The sequence below is a fragment of the Mesorhizobium sp. M0998 genome, assembly GCF_040318885.1.
Lineage (GTDB): Bacteria > Pseudomonadota > Alphaproteobacteria > Rhizobiales > Rhizobiaceae > Mesorhizobium.
This window is the reverse complement of record NZ_JAMYND010000007.1, coordinates 64,891-85,801: the sequence shown is the minus strand read 5'-3', so window position 1 is coordinate 85,801 and position 20,911 is coordinate 64,891. Positions and strand designations below refer to the sequence as shown.

Annotated in this window: 23 protein-coding genes; 19 read left to right on the top strand and 4 right to left on the bottom strand. The window is 60.5% G+C overall.

The features are described from left to right. Positions 1-52 precede the first annotated feature (52 nt). The 3 genes from NKH59_RS09155 to NKH59_RS09145 all read left to right on the top strand — a co-directional run bounded on the left by NKH59_RS09155 (position 53) and on the right by NKH59_RS09145 (position 3,448). Positions 53-1,342 carry a beta-ketoacyl-ACP synthase gene (locus NKH59_RS09155; RefSeq protein ID WP_352470322.1) on the top strand — a complete coding sequence of 430 codons (1,290 nt, stop codon included), beginning with the start codon at positions 53-55 and terminating at the stop codon, positions 1,340-1,342. Between the two features lie 83 nt (positions 1,343-1,425). Beyond that, a complete protein-coding gene (locus tag NKH59_RS09150; RefSeq protein ID WP_352766869.1) occupies positions 1,426-2,454 on the top strand; it encodes a zinc-binding dehydrogenase in 1,029 nt (342 codons plus the stop codon). A 1-nt stretch (position 2,455) separates the two neighbouring features. Further along, complete coding sequence (locus NKH59_RS09145; RefSeq protein WP_352539687.1) at positions 2,456-3,448, top strand: lipid A biosynthesis lauroyl acyltransferase; 993 nt, start codon at positions 2,456-2,458, stop codon at positions 3,446-3,448. 143 nt (positions 3,449-3,591) lie between these two features. Here the strand turns inward: NKH59_RS09145 and NKH59_RS09140 are convergent, their stop codons facing one another. Continuing rightward, positions 3,592-4,020 (bottom strand): L,D-transpeptidase, encoded by a 429-nt coding sequence (locus NKH59_RS09140; RefSeq protein WP_352470461.1) that lies wholly within the window; start codon positions 4,018-4,020, stop codon positions 3,592-3,594. A gap of 222 nt (positions 4,021-4,242) precedes the next feature. Here NKH59_RS09140 and NKH59_RS09135 point away from each other — a divergent pair, with 222 nt between their 5' ends. The 12 genes from NKH59_RS09135 to NKH59_RS09080 all read left to right on the top strand — a co-directional run bounded on the left by NKH59_RS09135 (position 4,243) and on the right by NKH59_RS09080 (position 15,224). Continuing rightward, positions 4,243-5,532 (top strand): acetylornithine deacetylase/succinyl-diaminopimelate desuccinylase family protein, encoded by a 1,290-nt coding sequence (locus tag NKH59_RS09135; protein WP_352539686.1) that lies wholly within the window; start codon positions 4,243-4,245, stop codon positions 5,530-5,532. Positions 5,533-5,662: 130 nt separating this feature from the next. Further along, positions 5,663-7,141: an ABC transporter substrate-binding protein gene (locus tag NKH59_RS09130; protein ID WP_352539685.1), complete on the top strand. Its 1,479-nt coding sequence runs from the start codon at positions 5,663-5,665 to the stop codon at positions 7,139-7,141. A 241-nt stretch (positions 7,142-7,382) separates the two neighbouring features. Continuing rightward, positions 7,383-8,330: an ABC transporter permease gene (locus tag NKH59_RS09125; protein ID WP_352539684.1), complete on the top strand. Its 948-nt coding sequence runs from the start codon at positions 7,383-7,385 to the stop codon at positions 8,328-8,330. Next, positions 8,327-9,196 carry an ABC transporter permease gene (locus tag NKH59_RS09120; RefSeq protein WP_352539683.1) on the top strand — a complete coding sequence of 290 codons (870 nt, stop codon included), beginning with the start codon at positions 8,327-8,329 and terminating at the stop codon, positions 9,194-9,196. The genes NKH59_RS09125 and NKH59_RS09120 overlap by 4 nt, the downstream gene beginning before the upstream one ends. Continuing rightward, positions 9,193-10,812: an ABC transporter ATP-binding protein gene (locus tag NKH59_RS09115; RefSeq protein WP_352539682.1), complete on the top strand. Its 1,620-nt coding sequence runs from the start codon at positions 9,193-9,195 to the stop codon at positions 10,810-10,812. Before NKH59_RS09120 ends, NKH59_RS09115 begins: the two co-directional genes overlap by 4 nt. A gap of 448 nt (positions 10,813-11,260) precedes the next feature. Further along, positions 11,261-11,725 carry an Imm26 family immunity protein gene (locus tag NKH59_RS09110; RefSeq protein ID WP_352539681.1) on the top strand — a complete coding sequence of 155 codons (465 nt, stop codon included), beginning with the start codon at positions 11,261-11,263 and terminating at the stop codon, positions 11,723-11,725. Between the two features lie 291 nt (positions 11,726-12,016). Continuing rightward, positions 12,017-12,640 (top strand): DNA polymerase Y subunit UmuC family protein, encoded by a 624-nt coding sequence (locus tag NKH59_RS09105; RefSeq protein ID WP_353021579.1) that lies wholly within the window; start codon positions 12,017-12,019, stop codon positions 12,638-12,640. Between the two features lie 138 nt (positions 12,641-12,778). After that, entirely contained in the window at positions 12,779-12,970 is a 192-nt protein-coding gene (locus tag NKH59_RS09100; protein WP_023676475.1) for a hypothetical protein, read from the top strand. A gap of 140 nt (positions 12,971-13,110) precedes the next feature. Next, a complete protein-coding gene (locus tag NKH59_RS09095) occupies positions 13,111-13,311 on the top strand; it encodes a DUF4926 domain-containing protein (RefSeq protein ID WP_023676476.1) in 201 nt (66 codons plus the stop codon). Between the two features lie 332 nt (positions 13,312-13,643). Next, entirely contained in the window at positions 13,644-13,883 is a 240-nt protein-coding gene (locus NKH59_RS09090; protein ID WP_352500930.1) for a hypothetical protein, read from the top strand. A gap of 263 nt (positions 13,884-14,146) precedes the next feature. Next, positions 14,147-14,614, top strand: a complete 468-nt coding sequence (locus NKH59_RS09085) for a hypothetical protein (RefSeq protein WP_352539678.1) — start codon at positions 14,147-14,149, stop codon at positions 14,612-14,614. A 193-nt stretch (positions 14,615-14,807) separates the two neighbouring features. After that, on the top strand, positions 14,808-15,224 hold the full coding sequence (locus NKH59_RS09080; RefSeq protein ID WP_353021576.1) for a hypothetical protein: 417 nt from the start codon (positions 14,808-14,810) through the stop codon (positions 15,222-15,224). A 21-nt stretch (positions 15,225-15,245) separates the two neighbouring features. On the opposite strand, the gene NKH59_RS09075 is transcribed toward NKH59_RS09080, so the two are convergent. Then, positions 15,246-15,677 carry a TerB family tellurite resistance protein gene (locus NKH59_RS09075; RefSeq protein WP_352470314.1) on the bottom strand — a complete coding sequence of 144 codons (432 nt, stop codon included), beginning with the start codon at positions 15,675-15,677 and terminating at the stop codon, positions 15,246-15,248. A gap of 153 nt (positions 15,678-15,830) precedes the next feature. Here NKH59_RS09075 and NKH59_RS09070 point away from each other — a divergent pair, with 153 nt between their 5' ends. The 3 genes from NKH59_RS09070 (at position 15,831) to NKH59_RS09060 (ending at position 17,433) form a co-directional block, all read left to right on the top strand. Next, entirely contained in the window at positions 15,831-16,001 is a 171-nt protein-coding gene (locus NKH59_RS09070; protein ID WP_352451984.1) for a hypothetical protein, read from the top strand. Positions 16,002-16,112: 111 nt separating this feature from the next. Further along, the gene (locus NKH59_RS09065; RefSeq protein ID WP_352470313.1) at positions 16,113-16,940 is read left to right on the top strand and encodes a helix-turn-helix domain-containing protein; all 828 of its coding nucleotides are present in this window, start codon (positions 16,113-16,115) and stop codon (positions 16,938-16,940) included. A gap of 73 nt (positions 16,941-17,013) precedes the next feature. Then, complete coding sequence (locus tag NKH59_RS09060) at positions 17,014-17,433, top strand: VOC family protein (RefSeq protein WP_352451986.1); 420 nt, start codon at positions 17,014-17,016, stop codon at positions 17,431-17,433. A gap of 52 nt (positions 17,434-17,485) precedes the next feature. Here NKH59_RS09060 and NKH59_RS09055 read toward each other — a convergent pair whose 3' ends face one another. Both NKH59_RS09055 and NKH59_RS09050 read right to left on the bottom strand, forming a co-directional pair. Continuing rightward, a complete protein-coding gene (locus NKH59_RS09055; RefSeq protein ID WP_352539676.1) occupies positions 17,486-18,955 on the bottom strand; it encodes a cobyric acid synthase in 1,470 nt (489 codons plus the stop codon). A 1-nt stretch (position 18,956) separates the two neighbouring features. Further along, complete coding sequence (locus tag NKH59_RS09050) at positions 18,957-19,571, bottom strand: dimethylsulfonioproprionate lyase family protein (protein ID WP_352539675.1); 615 nt, start codon at positions 19,569-19,571, stop codon at positions 18,957-18,959. 152 nt (positions 19,572-19,723) lie between these two features. Here NKH59_RS09050 and NKH59_RS09045 point away from each other — a divergent pair, with 152 nt between their 5' ends. Beyond that, entirely contained in the window at positions 19,724-20,890 is a 1,167-nt protein-coding gene (locus NKH59_RS09045) for an isobutyryl-CoA dehydrogenase (protein ID WP_352539674.1), read from the top strand. The last annotated feature ends 21 nt before the right edge of the window (positions 20,891-20,911 follow it).

Below are 20,911 nucleotides of genomic sequence, written 5' to 3'. Positions count from 1 at the left end.
GCGGTTTTCGGGCGATCCGACGCTCCAAGAGAAACAGGTTTTTGGACAACAAATGGCCAATCTGAACGACCACATGGGCAGGCCCATCGTCGCCGTCACCGGCATCGGCGTGGTGACGTCGCTCGGTGTCGGCAAAGCCGACAATTGGGCGGCACTTACCTCAGGCAAGTCCGGCATCCATCCGATCACCCGCTTCCCGGTCGATCATCTCAACACCCGCATCTCCGGCATGGTCGATTTCCTGCCGTCGAGTTCCAAGGGCGCCAGTCTCCTCACCTATGAGCTTGCCGAAACCGCCGCCCAGGAAGCGATGTCGGAGGCGGGCCTCGATGCCGGCGATTTCGGCGGACCGCTGTTCCTCGCTTCGCCGCCGGTCGAGCTCGATTGGAGCGAGCGCTTTTCGCTCTACAATTCCGACACGCCCAATAATTCAGACAGGCACGACACCGGTGCAGAGAGGCTGCTGCGGGTAGCGCGCGGCCTCAGGGAACTCGACATCTTCGAGACCACCCAGTTCGGCTCGATTGCCGACCGGCTTGCCGACCGTTTCGGAACGCGCGGCCTGCCGATCACGCTGTCGACAGCCTGCGCTTCGGGCGCCACCGCGATCCAGCTCGGCGTCGAGGCGATCCGCCGCGGCGAATGCGACAGGGCGCTGTCGATCGGCGCCGACGGCTCGGCGACCGCCGAGGCGCTGATCCGCTTCTCGCTTCTGTCGGCGCTCTCCACCCATAACGACATCCCCGAAAAGGCCTCAAAACCCTTCTCCAAGGATCGCGACGGCTTCGTGCTGGCCGAAGGCTCGGGCGCCCTTGTGCTGGAATCGCTGGAGGCAGCACTTGCCCGCGGCGCCACCGTTCTCGGCATATTGCGCGGCTGCGGCGAAAAGGCCGACGACTTCCATCGCACCCGCTCCAAGCCGGACGGTTCGCCGGCGATCGCGGCGGTGCGCGCCGCTCTTGCCGATGCCGGCCTGAGCGAGGACGGGATCGATTATGTCAACGCCCATGGCACCTCGACGCCCGAAAACGACAAGATGGAGCATTTGTCGCTGTCGACGGTGTTCGGCGAGCGGATCTCGTCAATGCCGGTCTCGTCGAACAAGTCGATGATCGGCCATACCCTATCGGCTGCCGGTGCTGTCGAGGCCGCATTTTCGCTGATGACGATGCGCGAAAGCATCATTCCGCCGACCATCAACTACGACAATCCCGACCCGGCAATCGTGCTCGACGTGGTGCCGAACACCAAACGCAACGCCGAGGTCGGCACCGTCCTGTCGAACTCCTTCGGCTTTGGCGGCCAGAACACCTGCCTTGTCATGGCGCGGGAACCGGTCTAAGCGACCGTTCCGCTCTAGCACTGTTGTCGTGCGCATGGTCCTTTCCGAAACGGTTCTCGGTCATGCGCAACCTGGGATCTGGCATGCGCGCATTGCAACTTATCGAGGATCGCCGGCTTGAAACGGTGGACCTGCCGCCACCGCCGCCGCCTTTGCTCGGCGAGGTGACACTGCGCATCAAGGCCGTGGCGCTGAACCATATCGACGTCTGGGGCTGGCGCGGCATGGCCTTCGCCAAGCGCAAGCTGCCGCTGGTCGTCGGAGCCGAGGCCTCCGGCGAGGTCGAGGCGGTCGGCCCCGGCGTTTCCAGCCTCCTGCCCGGACAGTTGGTGTCGATCTATGGCGCCCGCACCTGCGGTCTTTGCCGCGCCTGCCGCGAAGGCCGTGACAATCTCTGCGAGCATGTCTCGGGCGTTCACGGCTTCCATCTCGACGGCTTTGCGCAGGAAAAGATCAACCTGCCGGCGCGCCTTCTGGTCCCCGCCCCGCCAGGCGTGAGCGAAATCGGCGCGGCGGTGGCGCCTGTCACCTTCGGCACGGTCGAGCACATGCTGTTCGACAATGCCCGGCTGCAACCCGGCGAGACGATACTGGTCCATGCCGGCGGCTCCGGCATCGGCTCCGCCGCTATTCAACTGGCCAAGAAGATGGGCTGCATGGTCATCACCACCGTCGGCTCGAACGACAAGATCGACAAGGCCAAGGCGCTCGGAGCCGACCACGTAATCAATTATCGCGACGACCGCTTCGAAGGCATCGTGCGCAAGCTGACCAAGAAGAAGGGCGTCGACGTGGTGTTCGAGCATGTCGGCGCCGACACCTTTGCCGCCTCGATGCTGTGCCTGAAGCGCGGCGGCCGGCTGGTCACCTGCGGCTCGACCTCCGGCGTGTCGACACAGATCAATTTGATGCAGTTGTTCCAGCAGCAGTTGAAGCTGCTCGGCTCGTTCGGCTGCCGCATGGAAAATATGGCCGACGCCATGCAGAAGATGGCCGCGGGCCTGGTCGCGCCGGTGATCGACACCGAGGTCGGCTTCGACGGCATCGATGCGGCGCTGAAGCGCATGGAAGGCCGCGACGTCTTCGGCAAGATCATCCTGCGCGTCGGCTGAAATGATCGGCAACGCCTTCAGGAAGATCCGCAGGGACGTGGGATTCCGCTATGGCAGGCGGCTTCGCCAGTTCAACTACTGGCTGGTCGCGCGCGTCGCGATGATCATCATCTCCGCGCTGCGCCTGCTGCCGCCCGACAGGGCGCTCAATTTCGCCGACCGCGCTGCCCGCCGCATCGGCCCCTGGGTAGCGCGCCATCAGGTTGCGGTCGACAATCTGCGCCAGGCCTATCCGGAAAAAAGCGATGCCGAGATCGAAGCGATCGCTTCCGATATGTGGGGCAACATGGCCCGCCTGGCCGCCGAATACATCTTTCTCGATGCTTTGTTCGACTACGATCCCGCTGCGACGAAGCCGGGCCGTGTCGAGGTCAAGGGCGTGGAGCATTTCGTGCGCATCGCTGGCGAGGACAAGCCGCATATCGTCTTCACCGGGCATCTCGGCAATTTCGAGCTGCTGCCGGTGGCTGCGGCGACATTCGGCATGAACATCACGGCGCTGTTTCGCCCGCCCAACAACCCTTACCTCGCCGAGTACATCCTCTCGACCCGCCGCTCGAGCATGGGATCGCTGCTGCCGTCTTCGACCGGTGCCTCGTTCGCACTTGCGGCCATCCTGGAGAAAGGCGGCAATATCGGCGTGCTGGTCGACCAAAAATTCACCGGCGGGCTCGAGACGACATTCTTCGGCCGCCCCTGCGAGAGCAACCGGGTCCTCGGCACCCTGGCGCGGCACTACGATTGCGATGTCTACCCGGCGCGCTGCGTACGCCTGCCGAACAACCGTTTCCGGCTCGAGATCGAGGACAAGCTCACCTTGCCGCGCACCGCCGGCGGCAGTGTCGACGTCCGCGCCACCACCCAGCTTCTCAACGACGTGGTCGAGCGCTGGGTGCGCGAAGACCCCGGCCAGTGGATGTGGTTCCACAAGCGCTGGGAGATCAGCGGCCGCAAAAAGCGTCGGCCAGCGACAATGCGCGACAAACCCGCCTGAGCGCACCATCTTTTTTGGGTGCAAGCCTTATTTTGTTCTTGCTTTGTGCCGGCAGCTATGCTACTAATTTCGGTATAGTGCTATTTGGCCCCAACGAACCCGCCGCTCCGGCGGGTTTTTTATTGCGGGCCGAGGAGCAGGCCCTAATTCGTCACGAGAATCCGCGTATTGCCGAAGCCGGCTTCGCGCACCATCGAATAGAACGCGGCGGCGTTGCTGGGGTGGAGGCGCACACAGCCATGCGATGCCGGGCGCCCCAATTGCCGGATCGCGCCGGTGCCGTGGATGGCATAGCCGCCGCGGAAGAACACCGAATAGGGCATCGGCGACATGTCGTATTTGCGCGAATACCACATCCGGGCCGTCCGCTGTGGCCGGTAACTGCCGCGCGGCGTGATGTAGCCCTTGCGGGCGGTGGAAACGCTCCACCGATAATACGAAAGCCCGTATCTTACCGTCATCGTCTGTGAGGAAATATCGATGTTCGCGACCAGGCTGGCCGCACGGCTCTCGAACGACGAACCGAACAGCATCGCTACTAATGCCGCTGCCATGAGAACAGTGTTTTTCATGCAATCAAACCCCTTTGATGCCCCTTGCCTGCCTGCCGTCACGCTGTTCTCCAGCGTTTTGATGGCAAGCCAGCGAGCTAACACCTACTCCCTGACGATTTCACCAATCCAAAGCAGCGAATTTGAACGATTTCCCGCAATAGTTGCCGTAACGACACGCAATCGCCTCGCAATTCGCCATCGGGCTTGCAAAACCGCCTCATCCGCTGCTCAATTCGCCGAATGAACGAACCGAACGAACGGCTCCTCAAGGCTATCGATGACCGAGCCGATGATCTGGTTGCCCTGACTGCGGATCTGATCCGCTTTCCGACCATCAATCCGCCCGGCGAAGCCTATCGGCCATGTGCCGAATATATCGGCGCGCGGCTGAAGAAGCGTGGTTTTGAGATCGAATTCATCCGTGCCGAGGGCACGCCCGGCGACACTGACCGTTACCCGCGCGTCAACGTCGTCGCCCGCTTCGATGGCCGGGCGCCGGGTGCTTGCGTGCACTTCAATTCGCATATCGACGTCGTCGAGCCCGGCGACGGCTGGAGCCTCGATCCGTTCGCCGGCATCGTCAGGGATGGCAAGGTCTATGGCCGCGGCGCATGCGACATGAAAGGCGGGCTTGCCGCCTCGATCATCGCCGCTGAAGCCTTCATGGAGGTGTTTCCCGATTTTCCCGGCGCCATCGAGATTTCAGGCACGGTCGACGAGGAGTCCGGCGGCTTTGGCGGCGTCGCGCATCTGGCCAAGCTCGGCTATTTCTCCAGACCGAAGGTCGACCACGTCATCATTCCCGAGCCGCTCAACAAGGATCGCATCTGCCTTGGCCATCGCGGCGTCTGGTGGGCGGAGATCGAGACCAAGGGCGAGATCGCGCACGGCTCGATGCCGTTCCTCGGCGACAATGCGGTGCGCCATATGGGCGCCGTGCTGCGGGCCTTCGAGGAGGAATTGTTTCCGGCGCTCGACCGCAAGATGACGCGCATGCCGGTCGTGCCCGAAGGCGCAAAACGCTCGACCATGAACATCAACTCGATCCATGGCGGCCAGACGGAAGATTTCCGGCCCGGCCTGCCCTCGCCCAACGTGCCCGATTCCTGCCGGCTGACAATCGACCGCCGCTTCCTGCTCGAAGAGGATCTCGCTACGGTCAAGAGCGAGGTGACCGATATCCTGGAACGGCTGAAGCGCGAGCGCAAAAAGTTCGATTACGAGATCCGCGATCTGATGGAGGTGCTGCCGCTGATGACCGAGCGCGACGCACCGGTGGTGAAGGCGGTCGCGCAAGGCATCATGGAGATATTCGACCGCGAGCCGGATTATGTGATTTCGCCCGGCACCTACGACCAGAAGCACATCGCCCGCATCGGCCACATCTATGACTGCATCGCCTATGGCCCGGGCATCCTCGATCTCGCCCACCGGCCCGATGAATGGGTCGGCATTGCCGACATGCTGGACTCGGCAAAGGTGATGGCAATCGGCCTCGGCGTGCTGCTGAAGGGCGCCGGCCCGCCATGATCCGGCCATGGGCGGAAAAACATTCCTCCCGGCGTCGGCACACGGTACGAAACGCAATTTACTCGGCGGCGAATTCACGCTTCTATCCGCCCGGGTTTGAGCACGTGTTTTAGACATGGGGAGTTGCACGATGAAATTGTGGAAAACCATTCTGGCCGCCGCGGCGCTGGCGTTGGCCGCCGGGACCTCGGCGATGGCCGCGCGCACCGACCTGGTCATCGGCATTACGCTCGAACCCCCGCATCTCGACCCGACCGCGGGTGCCGCCGCGGCAATCGACGAGGTACTCTATGCCAATGTCTTCGAGGGCCTGACCCGCATCGGCCCGAACGGCGAGGTGCTGCCCGATCTCGCGCAAAGCTGGAGCATTTCCGACGACGGCAAGGTCTACACTTTCAAGCTGCATACAGGCGTGAAATTCCATGACGGCACCGACTTCAACGCCGACGACGTGAAATTCTCGCTCGACCGTGCCCGCGCCGACAATTCCGTCAACGCGCAAAAGGCCCTGTTTGCCGCCATCGACAAGATCGAGGTCGTCGATCCCGCGACGGTGAAGGTCACGCTGAAGAACCCGCAAGGCTCGTTCCTCTACAATATGGGCTGGGGCGACGCGGTGATCGTGGCGCCTGAGACAGCCGACACCAACAAGGAAAAACCGATCGGCACCGGCCCGTTCAAGTTCCAGAACTGGGCCAAGGGCTCATCGATCACGCTGGTCAAGTCGGACAATTACTGGGGCGCCCCGGTGTTCCTCGACAAGGCCGAGTTCCGCATCATTCCGGATGCCGCCGCCGCCGTTCCGGCGCTGCTTTCCGGCGACGTTCAGGCCTTTCCGTTCTTCGACCCCGACAGCGTCGCCCAGGTCAAGGACGATCCGCGCTTCAAGGTGGTGATCGGCTCGACCGAGGGTGAAACCATCCTGTCGATCAACAACAAGAAGCCGCCCTTCGACAAGCTGCAGGTCAGGCAGGCGATTTCCTTTGCGCTCGATCGCAAGGCGATCATCGACGGCGCCTCGGCCGGCCTCGGCGTGCCGATCGGCTCGCACATGTCGCCCGCCAGCAAGGCCTATGTCGACTTGACCGGCCTCTATCCGCACAATGTGGAGAAGGCCAAGGAATTGCTGAAGGAAGCCGGCCTGGAGAATGGCTTCAAGGCGACGCTGAAGCTGCCGCCGCCCTCCTATGCGCGGCTTGGTGGCGAGATCATCGCCTCCGAGCTTCGCGAAATCGGCATCGATCTCGAGATTATCCCGGTCGAATGGGCGCAATGGCTGGACCAGGTCTTCACCAAGAAGGACTACGACCTGACCATCGTTTCCCATACCGAGCCTAACGACATCGATATCTATTCGCGTAAGGACTATTACTTCAACTATGACAATCCGGCCTTCGATAAGATCATCGACGAATTGAACCTTACCTCCGACGAGGCCAAGCGCACGACGCTGCTCGGCGAGGCGCAGAAGGTCCTGGCCGATGACGCCGTGGTCGGCTTCCTCTACGAATTGCCGAAGGTCGGCGTCTGGGACGCCAAACTGCAGGGCCTGTGGGAAAATGCCCCGATCCAGGCCAACGACCTGACCAAGGTGAAGTGGACGGATTGAGCGGGTCGCTGACAGAAGGGCGAAAGTTGCACTCCGTCCCACCCCCCTCTGCCCTGCCGGGCATCTCCCCCTCAAGGGGGGAGATTGAGCCCTCACCGCCGCTTTCGCTAACCACTAGCGTTGCAGGGACAGTGCCGGCGTGGAAACTGCCAATCTCCCCCCTTGAGGGGGAGATGTCCGGCAGGACAGAGGGGGGTGGGCGGGAACGCAAGCTTCGCCCAGTGCTTGCACCGGTCTCCTCATGACCGCCTACCTCCTCAAGCGCCTCGCCATCGCCGTCATCACGCTGGTTCTGGCCTCGATGGTGGTCTTTGCCGTGCTGGAGATCATTCCCGGCGACCCGGCGCGGCTGATGCTTGGCCTGAACGCCAGCGCCGACCAGATCGAATTGCTGCGCAACCAGATGGGTCTCAACGCTCCCGTCGTGCTGCGCTATCTGCATTGGGCCGGCGGCTTGCTGAGCCTCGATTTCGGCCGTTCCTATACCTATTCGGTGCCGGTCATCGATCTGGTCCGTGAGCGTCTCGTCGTCTCGCTGCCGCTGGCGCTGATGGCGCTGGCGCTGTCCACAGTCATTGCCATCCCGGTCGGGCTGTTTTCCGCCAGCCGGCGCGGCCGGGCCGGCGACACGGTTGCGATGGGCGCCGCCCAGCTTGGCGTCGCCGTGCCCAATTTCTGGTTTGCGCTGATGCTGATCTATCTGTTCGCCGTCTGGCTGCGGCTGGTGCCGGGCGGCGGTTTTCCCGGCTGGGGCGCCGGCGTCTGGCCGGCGCTGAAGTCGCTGCTCCTGCCGGCGGTCGCCCTCGCTCTGCCGCAGGCGGCGATCCTCGCCCGGGTCACCCGCTCGGCGCTGATTGAAGTGCTGAATGAGGATTACATCCGCACCGCCCGCGCCAAGGGCCTGCCCTATCGTCTTGTCTTGTGGCGGCATGCGCTGCGCAACGCCTTGATCCCGGTGGTCACCATTCTAGGCCTGCAATTCGCCTTCCTGCTTGCCGGCACCATCATCATCGAGAACGTCTTCTATTTGCCCGGCCTCGGCCGGCTGGTGTTCCAGGCAATCAACCAGCGTGACCTGATCGTGGTCGAGAGCGTCGTCATGCTGCTGGTTGCCGCCGTCATCATCGTCAATTTCGTTGTCGATCTCTCCTATGCGGTGGTCGATCCGCGCCTGAGAGGCAGGCAATGACGCTGCACATCGACATCCCCGACGAGAACCTTGCCGGCATCCTGGCCAAGGCGTTTCGAAACCGTTCGTTCCTCGCCGGCTTCGTCGTCACCGCACTGGTGGCTGCGGTCGCGATCCTCTCCTTCGAGTGGACGCCTTACGACGTCACCAGGCTGGTCATTTCCGACAAGACCCAGGCGCCGTCGCTGGCGCACTGGTTCGGCACCGACCATTTCGGTCGCGACATCCTGTCAATGATCATGGTTGGCGCCCGCAACTCGATTGCCGTGGCGCTGGTGGCGGTCGGCATCGGCATGGGCGTCGGCGTGCCGCTCGGCGCCTTTGCCGCGGCGCGTGGCGGCATCGCCGACGACGTGCTGATGCGGCTGAACGACCTGGTCTTCGCCTTTCCGGCGCTGCTTTCGGCAATCATGATCACCGCCATCTTCGGGCCCGGCGCGTTCAACGCCATCATTGCCATCGGCATCTTCAACATCCCGGTGTTCGCGCGCGTCGCCCGCGCCGGCGCCTTGGCGATCTGGCCGCGCGAATTCATCCTCGCCGCCCGCGCCGCCGGCAAGAGCACGACGCTGATCAGCATCGAACATGTGCTGCCCAACATCGCCACGCTGCTCCTGGTACAAGGCACCATCCAGTTCGCGCTCGGCATCCTGGCCGAAGCGGGCTTGTCCTATGTCGGGCTGGGCACGCAGCCGCCGATGCCGAGCTGGGGCCGCATGCTGTTCGATGCCCAGACCCGCATGGTGGTGGCGCCGTGGATGGCGATCTTTCCCGGCATGGCGATCGTCGTCACCGTGCTTGGCCTGAACCTGCTCGGCGACGGCATTGCCGACATACTCGACCCGAAATCGCGGCGGCAGAGATGAGCCTGCTCGAAATCGAGAAGCTGTCGCTGACCATCGGCGGCACCCGTATCCTCAGAGACGTCGAGCTTTCCGTCGCGCCGGGCGAAGTGATGGGGCTGGTCGGCGAATCCGGCTCCGGCAAGTCGATGACGGCGCTCACCGTTATGCAGCTACTGCCCTGGACGGCGCACGCCACCGGACGCGTCACCTTCGACGGCATCGATATCCTGGCGGCGAGCGAAGACCAGATGTGCGCGCTGCGCGGCGACGACATCGGCATGGTGTTCCAGGAGCCGATGACGGCGTTGAACCCGGTCAAGACCATCGGCGAGCAGGTTGCCGAGGGCATCCGCTGGCACACCGGAGCGAGCCGCGCGGATGCCGAGGAACGGGCACGCAAAATGCTCGACCGGGTCGGCTTGCCGGCGGCGCGGTTCCCGTTGTCGCGTTATCCGCACGAGCTTTCCGGCGGCCAGCGCCAGCGTGTCGTCATCGCCATCGCCTGTGCGCTGAAACCCAAGCTGCTGATCGCCGACGAGCCGACGACGGCGCTCGACGTGGTGCTGCAGGCGCAGATCCTCGACCTTTTGCGCGACCTGGTCGCGGAAAACCGCATGGGTCTTCTGCTCATCTCGCACGACCTCGCCGTGGTGACCGAGATGGCGGATCGCATCACCATCCTGCGCCATGGCGAGGTGATGGAGGCCGGCGACACGGCGCGCATTCTGTCCGGACAGCTTCATCCCTATACGCGCCAGCTGGCGCAGGCCTCGATGCATGTGCCCGCGCGGGCTAGGCACAGCGTCGGCCAAGGAAAACCTCTGGTTGAGGTAGACAGCGTGACGCGCGACTATCCGGCACGGCGCACATCGCTGCTCAAGCGAGGGGCTCCCATCCGCGCCGTCGACGATGTCTCCTTCTCGATGGCGCCCGGCCAGTCGGTGGCGCTCGTCGGGCGTTCCGGCTGCGGCAAGTCGACGCTTGCCCGCATGGTTCTGGCACTGGACAAGCCGACGGCCGGTACGATCCGCTTCCGCGGCGATACCCTCACCGGCAAGAGCGAGGCGGAGCTGAAGCCGGCACGGCGCGACATGCAGGTCGTGTTCCAGGACCCGTACGGCTCGTTCGACCCACGCCAGAAGGTCGAGAGATTGGTGGCCGAGCCGCTGCATGTGCTGGAGAAGAAGCCGGCGCCCGCCGCGCGGCGCGAGATGGTGGCGCATGCGCTGCACGAGGTCGGCCTCTCACCAGGCGACATGGACAAATACCCGCACGAGTTTTCGGGCGGCCAGCGCCAGCGCCTGTCGATCGCCCGCGCCATCATCACCCGGCCGAAGCTGGTCGTCGCCGACGAGCCGGTCTCGGCGCTCGACGTCTCGATCCGCGCGCAGATCCTCGATTTGTTCGCCGAGCTCAACCAAAAACTCGGCATCGCCTATCTGTTCATCACCCATGATCTGACCGTCGCCCGCGCCATCACCGACGAGGTGATGGTCATGCATGACGGCAAGATCGTTGAGCGCGGCAGGACGAGCGAAGTGCTCGACCACCCGCAATCCGAGGCGGCCAAGGCGTTGGTCGCTGCTGCTCCAGACCTGCACCGGGCGATCGCGAAACGACTGCAGGAACAGGGGTGAGCGGCAAGGGGCACGGGCCTTCCGTTCTCCCACTGTGGGGTCCGAAGGACGGGGCGAGACCGGTGGCTCGCCCCACGAGGAGGCTCCGGTGGTTGGCGACGTGGTGGAGACGACTGTTTGTGGCCAGCCTATGAAAGTAGAAAAAATATGGGGCCATTGGGCCGATCGCCGATCGCGCAACCCGGACCTGATCGTCCCTTTGCGCGCGAAGGAGATTTAGCGAACTTAGGTTTGGAAATTACGGTATTAATGTATGTTTTCTGCCTCGCCCGTTCGGCTTTGTCCTGCCGCGTATTCTCCGCATCGTCGCGCTTAAGCTAAGCAAAACGACTGGCAGCAACGGATAGCCCCCAAACACACGAGAGCTTGGCGCTCCAACAAAGCCGTAACTAATCACCACTCGCGCCTTCCGCATCACGCCGGCATCTGTAGTAAAGGGAACCTTAAAGTGAGACAACTACCCTACAAGGAAGGCACCCTATTTGCCATTCCGTTGAGATCAGGTGGCTACGGGCTTGACTTGGTAGCTCATATGGCCCCAATTGGAAAGATTATTCTAGCATATCTATTTGGACCAATGCGTCTGGAATTGCCAAAGGCGGATGAATTAAATGACCTTAGTCCAGATAATGCAGTCAGGTGCCTACGGTGTGGCGATCTCGGTTTAATAAATGGAACTTGGCCAATTATTGGCCAAATGAAGAGCTGGGCAGAAGACAAATGGCCTATGCCAACCTTCGTTCACAAAGAAAGCCTTTCCAACCGAATTCTTATTCGAAAATACTCAGAGTCTGACCCATCGAAGCTAGAGAGCCAAACTAGCGTAGCTTCGGCGGGCGATTTGGAGCAGGACGGTTTACACGGATATCAAGCCGTCGAATTGATTCTGATCGAGCAGCTGAAACCCCATTGATCAAGGAATGACGGTTACGATGTGAATTACGAATTACGGTGACTCCCACTAGCCGGCCTCTCGTCAATGCCGCGCGGACTTTTTTGGCGGCGTCAGCGGCTAATTTGCATCGGGCGGACTATTCATCCGGGGAGGAGCCCCACGACTGGTGAAGGAGGGATGTCACTGGGTTGTTTGGTGGATAACAATAAAGACTATAACTCGCTTATGAATGTAATCGGCCCGAATAAGCTGGGTAGTGCGAGTTTACAGGTAAATGATTTCCCAATTGGTTCGTGAGGAGTTGCCATCATGCATTTTAAAATAGCATTGAAACTTGCCGGATTTGTTGCAATTTTTGTTTTCGGAGGATCGGCCTGTACTGTGCCATCAACTCCTGAGATACTGAACTGTTCAAAGGGAATCTTTGCCGATAATTGGCCGTTCACTTGGCGAGCAGTTGAGGAGAAATGTATATCACGCGTAACCTCGCAAATTGCGAAGGAGTTCATGGACCGGAATACGAAGTATGAAGAATTTAATGAGGATACTGGTGCACTTTACCTTTTTATATGGACGAGATTGATTGATAAGAATCTTGCGACTCCATTGCAATTGGACGAGAGAACGAAAGATTTTGATCAAGTAACTCGATCGCTTACGGACTCTTATGTTGGCATTTACGACGATATTGAAAAATTGCAGGAAGAATTGAAAATGTCTTTGGCCCAAAAAGGAGGCGGGGATGCGAATTCGCTCTATGCGATAAGGCTTTTAGGTTTAGTTCCAATTGAGCACGCGCGGCCCACCATTTTGTTCCTGAAGAGTCTGGTTGATCTTGACACCAACACCATTAAGGTCACGGGACAATACGGGGAAGAGATTGTAGAAATGCAAGAGTTGTTGGATTATCGGGCCAGTGCACAAGGTCGTTAGTTGCCATTCACAGATCCTAATTATGACGCGGGTCATTACTTAGTGGCCGCTATTGTGCGGCAGGAACTGAGAGAATTTCGCAATTTCGGTGCACTTTTATCGCGTTCGCCCGGCTATCATTGCACGTAGATTGACCACATGGCCCGCCTTGCCCGCATAGCGGCGTCCGGCTTCTACAACATCGGCCAGCTCACCTCCACCAACCCTGGGGCAACGCAAGGCAACAAGTATGACGGCTTTGGCAAGCTCGCCCGCCGGGACGTCACGCTGGGCACGCTGACCCACACCACGACCAGCGTGCGCGATGCCTCCGGCCAGACGGGTTGTTGATAAATACGGAGCTCGATATACGGTGGACGTAACTGTTACAGGTCCGGCCGGCACCGTTGAGGTTCGCACCGGGTGGATTTTCAGCCCCCGGTTCAAACGTCCCGTCGCTGATGACACTATTCGTGAAGTAGAGTCCCGCTATGAAACCAAAGATCAACGACGTTGTGAGATTGATTTGTGATATGCTGGGAGAATCCCTTCAGGCCGGAGCTTTAGGAGTCGTTGTTGAAGAGCATTCTTATCCCGAGGAGGCATACGAGATTGAATTCAGTAGCGAAAATGGGAAGACCATCGCTCAATTAGCCTTACTTCCAAACCAGTTCGTACTGATTGCTGTGTAAGGAATTACAGCGCACTCTTTTCCATATCTCCTCTCCGAATTACGACATGATCCGGAATTACGCACTACGGGTCGCATTACGAATTACGGTGACACCCATTAGCCGGCGGCTCGTCAAGAGCACGAAGCCGTAGGGCACGGTTTTTGATGACTGAGTTCAAGATCATACCTTTCACTGGCGCCGGGGAAATAGAGTTTGGAATGTCCCCGAATCAGATTAGACGGCGTCTTGGGACAAATTTTCGAACATTCAAACGATCTATCAGGGATACGTTTCCTTGCGACTATTTCGAAAATATTGGGGTATTTTGTTACTATAGTAAGTCAGGAAAATTGAACGCGGTCGAATTCACGAGTCCTGCCGCTCCTTCTCTGAATGGGGTTCGATTTCTAGGAACAGGATTTGAAACCGCAAAACGTGCACTTATTTCATTGGGCCAAGAAATCGAAGAAGAAATTGATGGGGCAATCGCTTTTGGCCTTGGGGTCAGTATTTATGCCCCGTTGGCAAAAGAAGATTCCATGGCGCCTGTCGAGACAGTGCTAATCTTTCAGAAAGGATACTACCAATAGGAGCAAGGCATACAAATTTTCCGATCCGTTGGAGGAATTGTGGAATTACGGTGACACTCATTAGCCGGCCGCGCGTCAAGAGTGCAGAGCATTTTTTTTGGCAGCGCGAACTGCCAATCCAATTCAGTGCCCAGCATTTGAACCGCACCCGTTCTCGGTTGACAGCTGCGTTCGCACCGCGCCAGATCAGGATCAAGCATCGACCGGCTCCTGGCAGGCGGCATCGCCGCCCCGGAAGAGGAGGATTCTTTCGGTAGTTGGAAATGCCCCGGAAGATCGGAGGTGCAGAGATTATGGATATGGACGGAACCCTTGAGAAGATATTCTCAGTAACAGCCATATGGACATCGGCCGCGACCATCCCTGTTTCGCTGATTTGGGGTGAATCCGCCTGGATGGCGGTTTTTATTGGCGCGATAGTTGCTGCCTCCTTTGCCTTTCCAAGAAGGTTAGCGGAGCTTCTCAATCGTTTCGAACACCCCATCGGTAATCTGGAGAGGAATTTCAAAAATGACTGGACCGGATGGAAGTATACAAAATCAAGCATAAAAATGATATATAATTTGAGTATTATCCAAAAGTATCACTATATATTACTTTTAATTACTGCCATTCATTTTATGATTTCGGGCGCCTTAAGTGAAAGCGGATTGGCTGTCGCGTATCTCGCAATTATGGCTGCATTCTCTTTGATTTCAGTTTCTTTTACACTGCATAAGAGAAACAGGTAGCGCTATGATAGTACTTTGAGCATCCGCTTGAGTGCCAATGAAGGATCTTCCCGGTTCCAAGATTGTTTCCCAAAAAGAAGCTAAAGTCGGTGATGTTGTTTAGTCGAGTGCAAAATTCGATGACGCCACCGGGGCGCCCTCTCTCCGGTCGCTTGATCCCGATTGATATTGATATCAGAAATAGGTGGCTGAAATGAAAATTAGTAAGCAGTGCCTACTTTCGGCCGCTGTGCTGAGTGCTGCGACTGCCGTATTGGTCTTGCTTATATTCTATCAGCAAATCACTGGCCCTTCGCCCAGATGGGAGGACGCGCTATCGCGTGAAAAGTTGACCGCACAATTTGGTGACATAAAAACTATTAGAAGAAGTCGGATTTTGGCCTATCTCGGTAAGCCCGATGAACCAAATATGGTCAAGCAATACGATCTTTGGTCTGACGACGATTTATTTGGAGAATATTTCGACGTAGTATACGACACCGAAGAATATAAGGAAAAACCGGATCATCAAGATCCGATTGCGATATATATGTTTTACCAATGCACAGTTATTTTATTTTACCACAAGTTTATACTGAATTCATCTCAGATTGACCTTGAATTGCTGTAACTCAACAATCCTGCCGATGCCTCAGCCTTGCGGCTTGACCAAATCGGCCGGGCTGATGTCGAGCAGGTCGAGCGTGCGGCGCAACAGCTGCATCTCGCTCCCGGCAAGTTGCGAATCGGCCTTGGCGATCTCGGCCATGTGGCGGGCGAGCAGCTTGCGCCGTTCGACGTCGAGGTCGCGGAATTGGGCGACGGCCTGCGAGCTGTTGGTCTCGTAGCCGAAATCGTTGAGATATTCGATGACGCTGTCGACGCTGGTTTCGGGTATGCCGAAGGCGTCGCGGCAGATACGCCTGAAGGCGGTCATTTCGCTTTCGCTGACCGAACCGTCGGCCAGGATCATACGGAACAGCATCAGCAATTCCGCCGACAGCACCGGATCGTCCGCGACCTTGCGCACGCCGGGGTCGCCGTCGAAGATCGAGCGTATCTGGTCCAGCAATCCCATCGCCATCAGCCCCTTCCGATTCGTCGGGAAGGTAGCGCGGAATCGGCTTGGCGCAAACGGGGTGCGATGGTGGAAAAGCCGCCTGCGTGCACTCATTGGTGTGTGACCGCGCGACTGATAGTATGCCGTTGTACGAATCATGTTGAGGAGGGACCGAACATGAATCTCAGTGCGCCTACCCAGCTTATTTTCATTATATCCCTTGTTATCGCCATTATCGGCGTTCTCGCCGCGCTTGGCGTCCTTGCGTTCATCCCTTTGGCTGCTGTGTGGATTGTCGTCATCGCTTACATCGTGCTGGCCGCCGGCTGCCTGATGCGCGGCGCCTAAACACGTCCAGACAATTCATATTACCCGGCAACGCTAAGCGCCCGGCCAAACGCGGGGCGCTTTTGATTCCGACGAATGGTCTGTTAAAGTCGCGTGGCGGAAGGAAAGCGCATGCCCGACAGCGAAGACGGCAGCCGCCACGAAAGCCCAGGCCTCGATCGGTTCGAGATGGTGCGGCGCGCGCCGAGCCATCGGCTTCAGGGCGCCGTCACCGACATATGCGGCTTTCGCGAAACCATGCCAGGCCATTTCCGCGCCGTCGAATATGCCTCGCTGACCGTGCCGCTGGTCATCAGCTTTGCCGAACCCTTTGCCATCGGGCTCGGCCATGACCCGGGCGACAATGACCGCTTCGCCAGTTTTGCCGCCGGCCTTTATGCCGGGCCGGTAGTGATCGAATCCTTCGGCGGCGCCTGCTGTGTGCAGATCAATTTCAGCCCGCTCGGCGCTCGTCGCTTCTTCGGCCGCCCGATGATCGAACTGACCGACCGCATGGTCGGCCTGGATGACGTGCTCGGCGTAGAAGGCATCGCGCTGCGCGAAAGGCTCGGCAATGCACCGGATTGGAGCTCACGCTTTGCCATCGCCGAAGCCTTCGTTGGCGATCGGTTGGCAACCGCGGACCGCACCCAGGCCGAAATGGTCTGGGCCTATGAGACGATCGTCTCGACGCGTGGGCGGACCCGCATCTCGACGCTGGCCGAAAAGCTTGGCTGGAGCCGCAAGCATCTTACCGGAAAATTTTCGGACGCTATCGGCACCGGCCCAAAAACGCTCTCGCGCATCGTCCGCTTCAATCATGCGCTTGGCCTGTCGAGACAGGCGAACAGCGCTTGGGCCGACATCGCCGCCGACTGCGGCTATGCCGACCAGGCGCATCTGGTACGCGAGTTTCGCGACCTGGCAGGCGTCGCGCCGACGGCGCTTGCCGCGAGGTAACATTTCTTCAAGACGCGCAACCGGCCGTCGCGCAGACTGGGTTGATCGACCAACCCGCTGAAGGAGATCAGCCATGCCGAACACCCCCGAACCACCGCGGCTTTATCCGGCGCTGCGCTACAGGAATGCCGGCAAGATGATCGATTGGCTGTGCGAGGCCTTCGGCTTCAGCGTTCGCGCCCGCTATGGCGAAGGCGACGTGGTGCACCACGCCGAACTCGCTTTCGGCTCTTCGATCGTCATGCTCGGCACGGCGCGCGACGACGCCTATGGCAAGATGGTCGGCGCGCCGGGTTCGGGTGGCGGCAAGTCGATCTACGTTGCGGTCGCTGACGCAGACGCGGCATACGCGCGGGCAAAGACCGCCGGCGCCGAGATTCTGGAAGAACTCACCGACCGCGACTATGGCAGCCGCGAATTCATCTGCCGCGATCCGGAAGGCAACGTCTGGTCGTTCGGCACCTACTGGCCGAAGGCTGACGAGAAAGCATGATCCCGAAAAGTGGAGACCGGTTTTCGGACAAGATCATGCTCAGGCAAAGTATCTAACGCGCCAGCCCAAAAATCGTGTCGCAGTCGAGGTGGGTTTCCAGTTCGGCTGCGATCTCGTCCAGTGCCCGTTCGACCTCGGCGCGGTAGTCGATGCCGCCGCCCTTGACGCCGAGGCTTTCGAGGAATTTCGCCCGGAAGGCATCGGCGGAAAACAGCCCGTGCATATAGGTGCCCACCACCTTGCCGTCGGCCGAGATAGCGCCGTCATCGATACCGTTGATAACGGCGGACGGCCGCAGCGTGTCCGGACCTGTGGTGCGGCCGAGATGGATCTCGTAGCCCTCGAGCGGCAGGTCGAACGGCACCGAGCGCGCGCTGACGTTGCGCACCGTCTTTTCCGGCTCCATCACCGTTTCGACGTCGAGCAGCCCGAGGCCTTGCGTTTCTGTAACGCTGCCCTCGATGCCGTCGGGATCGCGCACGATATGACCAAGCATCTGGAAGCCGCCGCAAATGCCGACGATATGACCACCGCGTTTCCTATGCGCGGCAAGGTCGCGGTCCCAGCCGTTCTCGCGAAATTTCAGGAGATCGCCGATCGTCGACTTCGAGCCGGGAATGACCACCAGACCCGCATCTTCGGGCAAGCGCTCACCAGGCGGCACGAACACCACCTCAACCTGCGGTTCGGCCTTGAGCGGGTCGAGATCGTCGAAATTGGCGATGCGCGAGAGCACCGGCACGGCGATCTTCAGCGCTCGCTTCTCGCCGGACGCCAGTCGCTCGAGCACGACGGAATCTTCCGATGGCAGCCGCGCCGCCGCCTTCAGCCACGGCACGACGCCAAAACAGCGCCAGCCGGTGAATTTTTCGATCGCCTCGATGCCGTCTTCGAACAGCGAGACATCGCCGCGGAACTTGTTGATGAGGTAGCCGACGATCATGCGCCGGTCCTCCTCCGGCAGGATCAGATGGGTGCCGGCGACCGAGGCGATAACGCCGCCGCGATCGATATCGCCGACCAGGATCACCGGCACGCCGGCGCGCGTCGCAAAGCCCATATTGGCAATGTCGCGGCTCCTGAGATTGATCTCGGCCGGCGACCCGGCGCCCTCGACAATGACCAGATCGGCGCCCTCGCCGACCTTTGCCCAGGAGTCCAGCACCGCATCCATCAGCCGGCCCTTCAGCGCCTGGTAGTCGCGCGCCCGCGCCTCGCCGAACACCTTGCCCTGCACGACGACTTGAGCGCCGACATCGGTCTGCGGCTTGAGCAGCACCGGGTTCATGTGGACGGTCGGCGCTGCGCCGCAGGCGATCGCCTGCAGCCATTGGGCGCGGCCGATCTCGCCGCCGCCTGAATCGCCTGGAATATCGGCGACAGCGGCGTTGTTCGACATGTTCTGCGGCTTGAACGGCCGCACTTTCAAGCCGCGCTTCTTCGCCGCGCGGCACAGACCGGCGACGAGCACCGTCTTGCCGACATCCGAACCCGTGCCCTGCAGCATGATCGCCTTGGCCATATCAGTCCCTGCCCTGCGCAACGGTTGCGGTGATCGTCGACTTGGCCGCCAGTGGCCCGCCACGCCAGAGATAGAGCGCCAGCAGCGGCTCCTTGCCGGTGCGCATGGCGTGGTTGATGTCAGAGGCATGGTGGATCACTTCGCCCGCCGCTCGAAGGCGAAAACCGCCGTCGCCCATGCGCCATTCGGTGCCGCCGGTCAGCGGGATGTAGATCTCCTCCGCGACATGGTGGTGATCGGGGTAGACAATGTCGGGCCCAAGGATCAGCAGGCCGCCCGCGACCTCGTCATTGACGAAATGGCCGCGTGTGCCGAACACCTCCAGCCAGCCGTAATTGTCGATGAAAACCGTGCCGAAATCCGCCTCGCCATAGGTCTGGCCCCAGTGCAGATCGCCGCGACGCTCCGCAACCAGCCGCGCCAGCGACTTGGCCGCAGCGGGAGCGAGTTCGACGATCCGGCCGAGTTGGACGAGACAAGGCAGTGCATGCGGTTCGAGCGGCCGGCCCGGCATGTCCCAGTCGATTCGGGCCATGGCGTCGCGCACCAGCGCATCATCGAACGTCTGGAGATAGGCATGGAAGCATCCAAGCAGTTCGTCGAAAGTTGTCGTCACACTTTGCTCCAAAGCGCATTCGCACACAGCCGCTGCCCAGATGGTTGGACGGAGACGATCGGGTTGCGCGGCGGCATCATTGGTCTAGATTGGACGGCGCGCAAAGCCAAAAACGATCAGGCCAGCAGGCCGGAAACATCAGGGAGCACGTCATGGACGCCGCTGTCGATGCGAGCACCAGCCAGTTCGAACTCAACGAGGACCAGCGCGCCATCCAGGAGATGGCGCAAGCCTTCGCCGCCGACCGTGTGGCGCCGAACGCACTCGACTGGGATCGCAACAAGTATTTCCCCGCCGATGTGATCCGCGAGACAGGTCCGCTCGGCCTTGGCGGCATCTATGTCCCCGACGACGTCGGCGGCTCGGGGCTCGGCCGGCTCGACGCCGTGCTGATCTTCGAGGCGCTTTCGCGGGCCGATCCGGCGTTTTCCGCCTTCATCTCGATCCACAACATGGCGGCATCGATGATCGACCGCTTCGGCAGCGACGAGCAGCGCCGGCGTTTCCTGCCGAAGCTGACCTCGATGGAATGGCTGGCAAGCTACTGCCTGACCGAGCCGGGTTCGGGATCCGATGCCGCGGCGCTGAAGACGCGTGCGGTCAAAAGCGGCGGCGACTATGTGCTGAACGGCGCCAAGCAGTTTATCTCCGGTGCCGGCGACAGCGACCTCTATGTCGTCATGGCGCGCACCGGCGCCGACGGGCCGAAAGGCATTTCCGCCTTCGTCGTGCCGAACGATGCGCCGGGCCTTTCCTTCGGCGCCAACGAGCACAAGATGGGCTGGCACATGCAGTCGACGCGCCAGGTCGTCTTCGAGGACTGCAAGGTGCCGGCCGAAAATCTTTTGTCGGCTGAAGGCGCCGGTTTCGGCATCGCCATGGCCGGGTTGGACGGCGGCCGGTTGAACATCGCCGCCTGCTCGCTCGGCGGCGCGCAATCGGCACTCGACAAGGCACTCGCCTACACCGCCGAACGCAAGGCTTTCGGCTCGAGGATCAACCAGTTCCAGGCGCCGCAGTTCAAGCTTGCCGACATGGAGACCGAACTGCAGGCAGCGCGCGTCTTCCTCTACACCGCCGCCTCGAAGCTCGACCGCAACGCGCCGGAGGCCTCGAAATGGTCGGCGATGGCCAAGCGCTTCGTCACCGACGCCGGCTTCAACGTCGCCAACGACGCCCTGCAGCTGCACGGCGGCTATGGTTATCTGCACGACTACGGCATCGAGAAGCTGGTGCGCGACCTGCGTGTCCACCAGATACTCGAAGGCACCAACGAGATCATGCGCGTCATCATCGCTCGCGCCCTGATCGGACGGTAAGGCAGTAGGCAGTAGGCAGTA

Bases quoted from the DNA above. Each gene is read 5' to 3' on its own strand.
- NKH59_RS09155 (WP_352470322.1), top strand. From the start codon at position 53: ATGGCCAATCTGAACGACCACATGGGCAGGCCCATCGTCGCCGTCACC.
- NKH59_RS09150 (WP_352766869.1), top strand. From the start codon at position 1,426: ATGCGCGCATTGCAACTTATCGAGGATCGCCGGCTTGAAACGGTGGAC.
- NKH59_RS09145 (WP_352539687.1), top strand. From the start codon at position 2,456: ATGATCGGCAACGCCTTCAGGAAGATCCGCAGGGACGTGGGATTCCGC.
- NKH59_RS09140 (WP_352470461.1), bottom strand. From the start codon at position 4,020: ATGAAAAACACTGTTCTCATGGCAGCGGCATTAGTAGCGATGCTGTTC.
- NKH59_RS09135 (WP_352539686.1), top strand. From the start codon at position 4,243: ATGAACGAACCGAACGAACGGCTCCTCAAGGCTATCGATGACCGAGCC.
- NKH59_RS09130 (WP_352539685.1), top strand. From the start codon at position 5,663: ATGAAATTGTGGAAAACCATTCTGGCCGCCGCGGCGCTGGCGTTGGCC.
- NKH59_RS09125 (WP_352539684.1), top strand. From the start codon at position 7,383: ATGACCGCCTACCTCCTCAAGCGCCTCGCCATCGCCGTCATCACGCTG.
- NKH59_RS09120 (WP_352539683.1), top strand. From the start codon at position 8,327: ATGACGCTGCACATCGACATCCCCGACGAGAACCTTGCCGGCATCCTG.
- NKH59_RS09115 (WP_352539682.1), top strand. From the start codon at position 9,193: ATGAGCCTGCTCGAAATCGAGAAGCTGTCGCTGACCATCGGCGGCACC.
- NKH59_RS09105 (WP_353021579.1), top strand. From the start codon at position 12,017: ATGCATTTTAAAATAGCATTGAAACTTGCCGGATTTGTTGCAATTTTT.
- NKH59_RS09100 (WP_023676475.1), top strand. From the start codon at position 12,779: ATGGCCCGCCTTGCCCGCATAGCGGCGTCCGGCTTCTACAACATCGGC.
- NKH59_RS09095 (WP_023676476.1), top strand. From the start codon at position 13,111: ATGAAACCAAAGATCAACGACGTTGTGAGATTGATTTGTGATATGCTG.
- NKH59_RS09085 (WP_352539678.1), top strand. From the start codon at position 14,147: ATGCCCCGGAAGATCGGAGGTGCAGAGATTATGGATATGGACGGAACC.
- NKH59_RS09080 (WP_353021576.1), top strand. From the start codon at position 14,808: ATGAAAATTAGTAAGCAGTGCCTACTTTCGGCCGCTGTGCTGAGTGCT.
- NKH59_RS09075 (WP_352470314.1), bottom strand. From the start codon at position 15,677: ATGGCGATGGGATTGCTGGACCAGATACGCTCGATCTTCGACGGCGAC.
- NKH59_RS09070 (WP_352451984.1), top strand. From the start codon at position 15,831: ATGAATCTCAGTGCGCCTACCCAGCTTATTTTCATTATATCCCTTGTT.
- NKH59_RS09065 (WP_352470313.1), top strand. From the start codon at position 16,113: ATGCCCGACAGCGAAGACGGCAGCCGCCACGAAAGCCCAGGCCTCGAT.
- NKH59_RS09060 (WP_352451986.1), top strand. From the start codon at position 17,014: ATGCCGAACACCCCCGAACCACCGCGGCTTTATCCGGCGCTGCGCTAC.
- NKH59_RS09055 (WP_352539676.1), bottom strand. From the start codon at position 18,955: ATGGCCAAGGCGATCATGCTGCAGGGCACGGGTTCGGATGTCGGCAAG.
- NKH59_RS09045 (WP_352539674.1), top strand. From the start codon at position 19,724: ATGGACGCCGCTGTCGATGCGAGCACCAGCCAGTTCGAACTCAACGAG.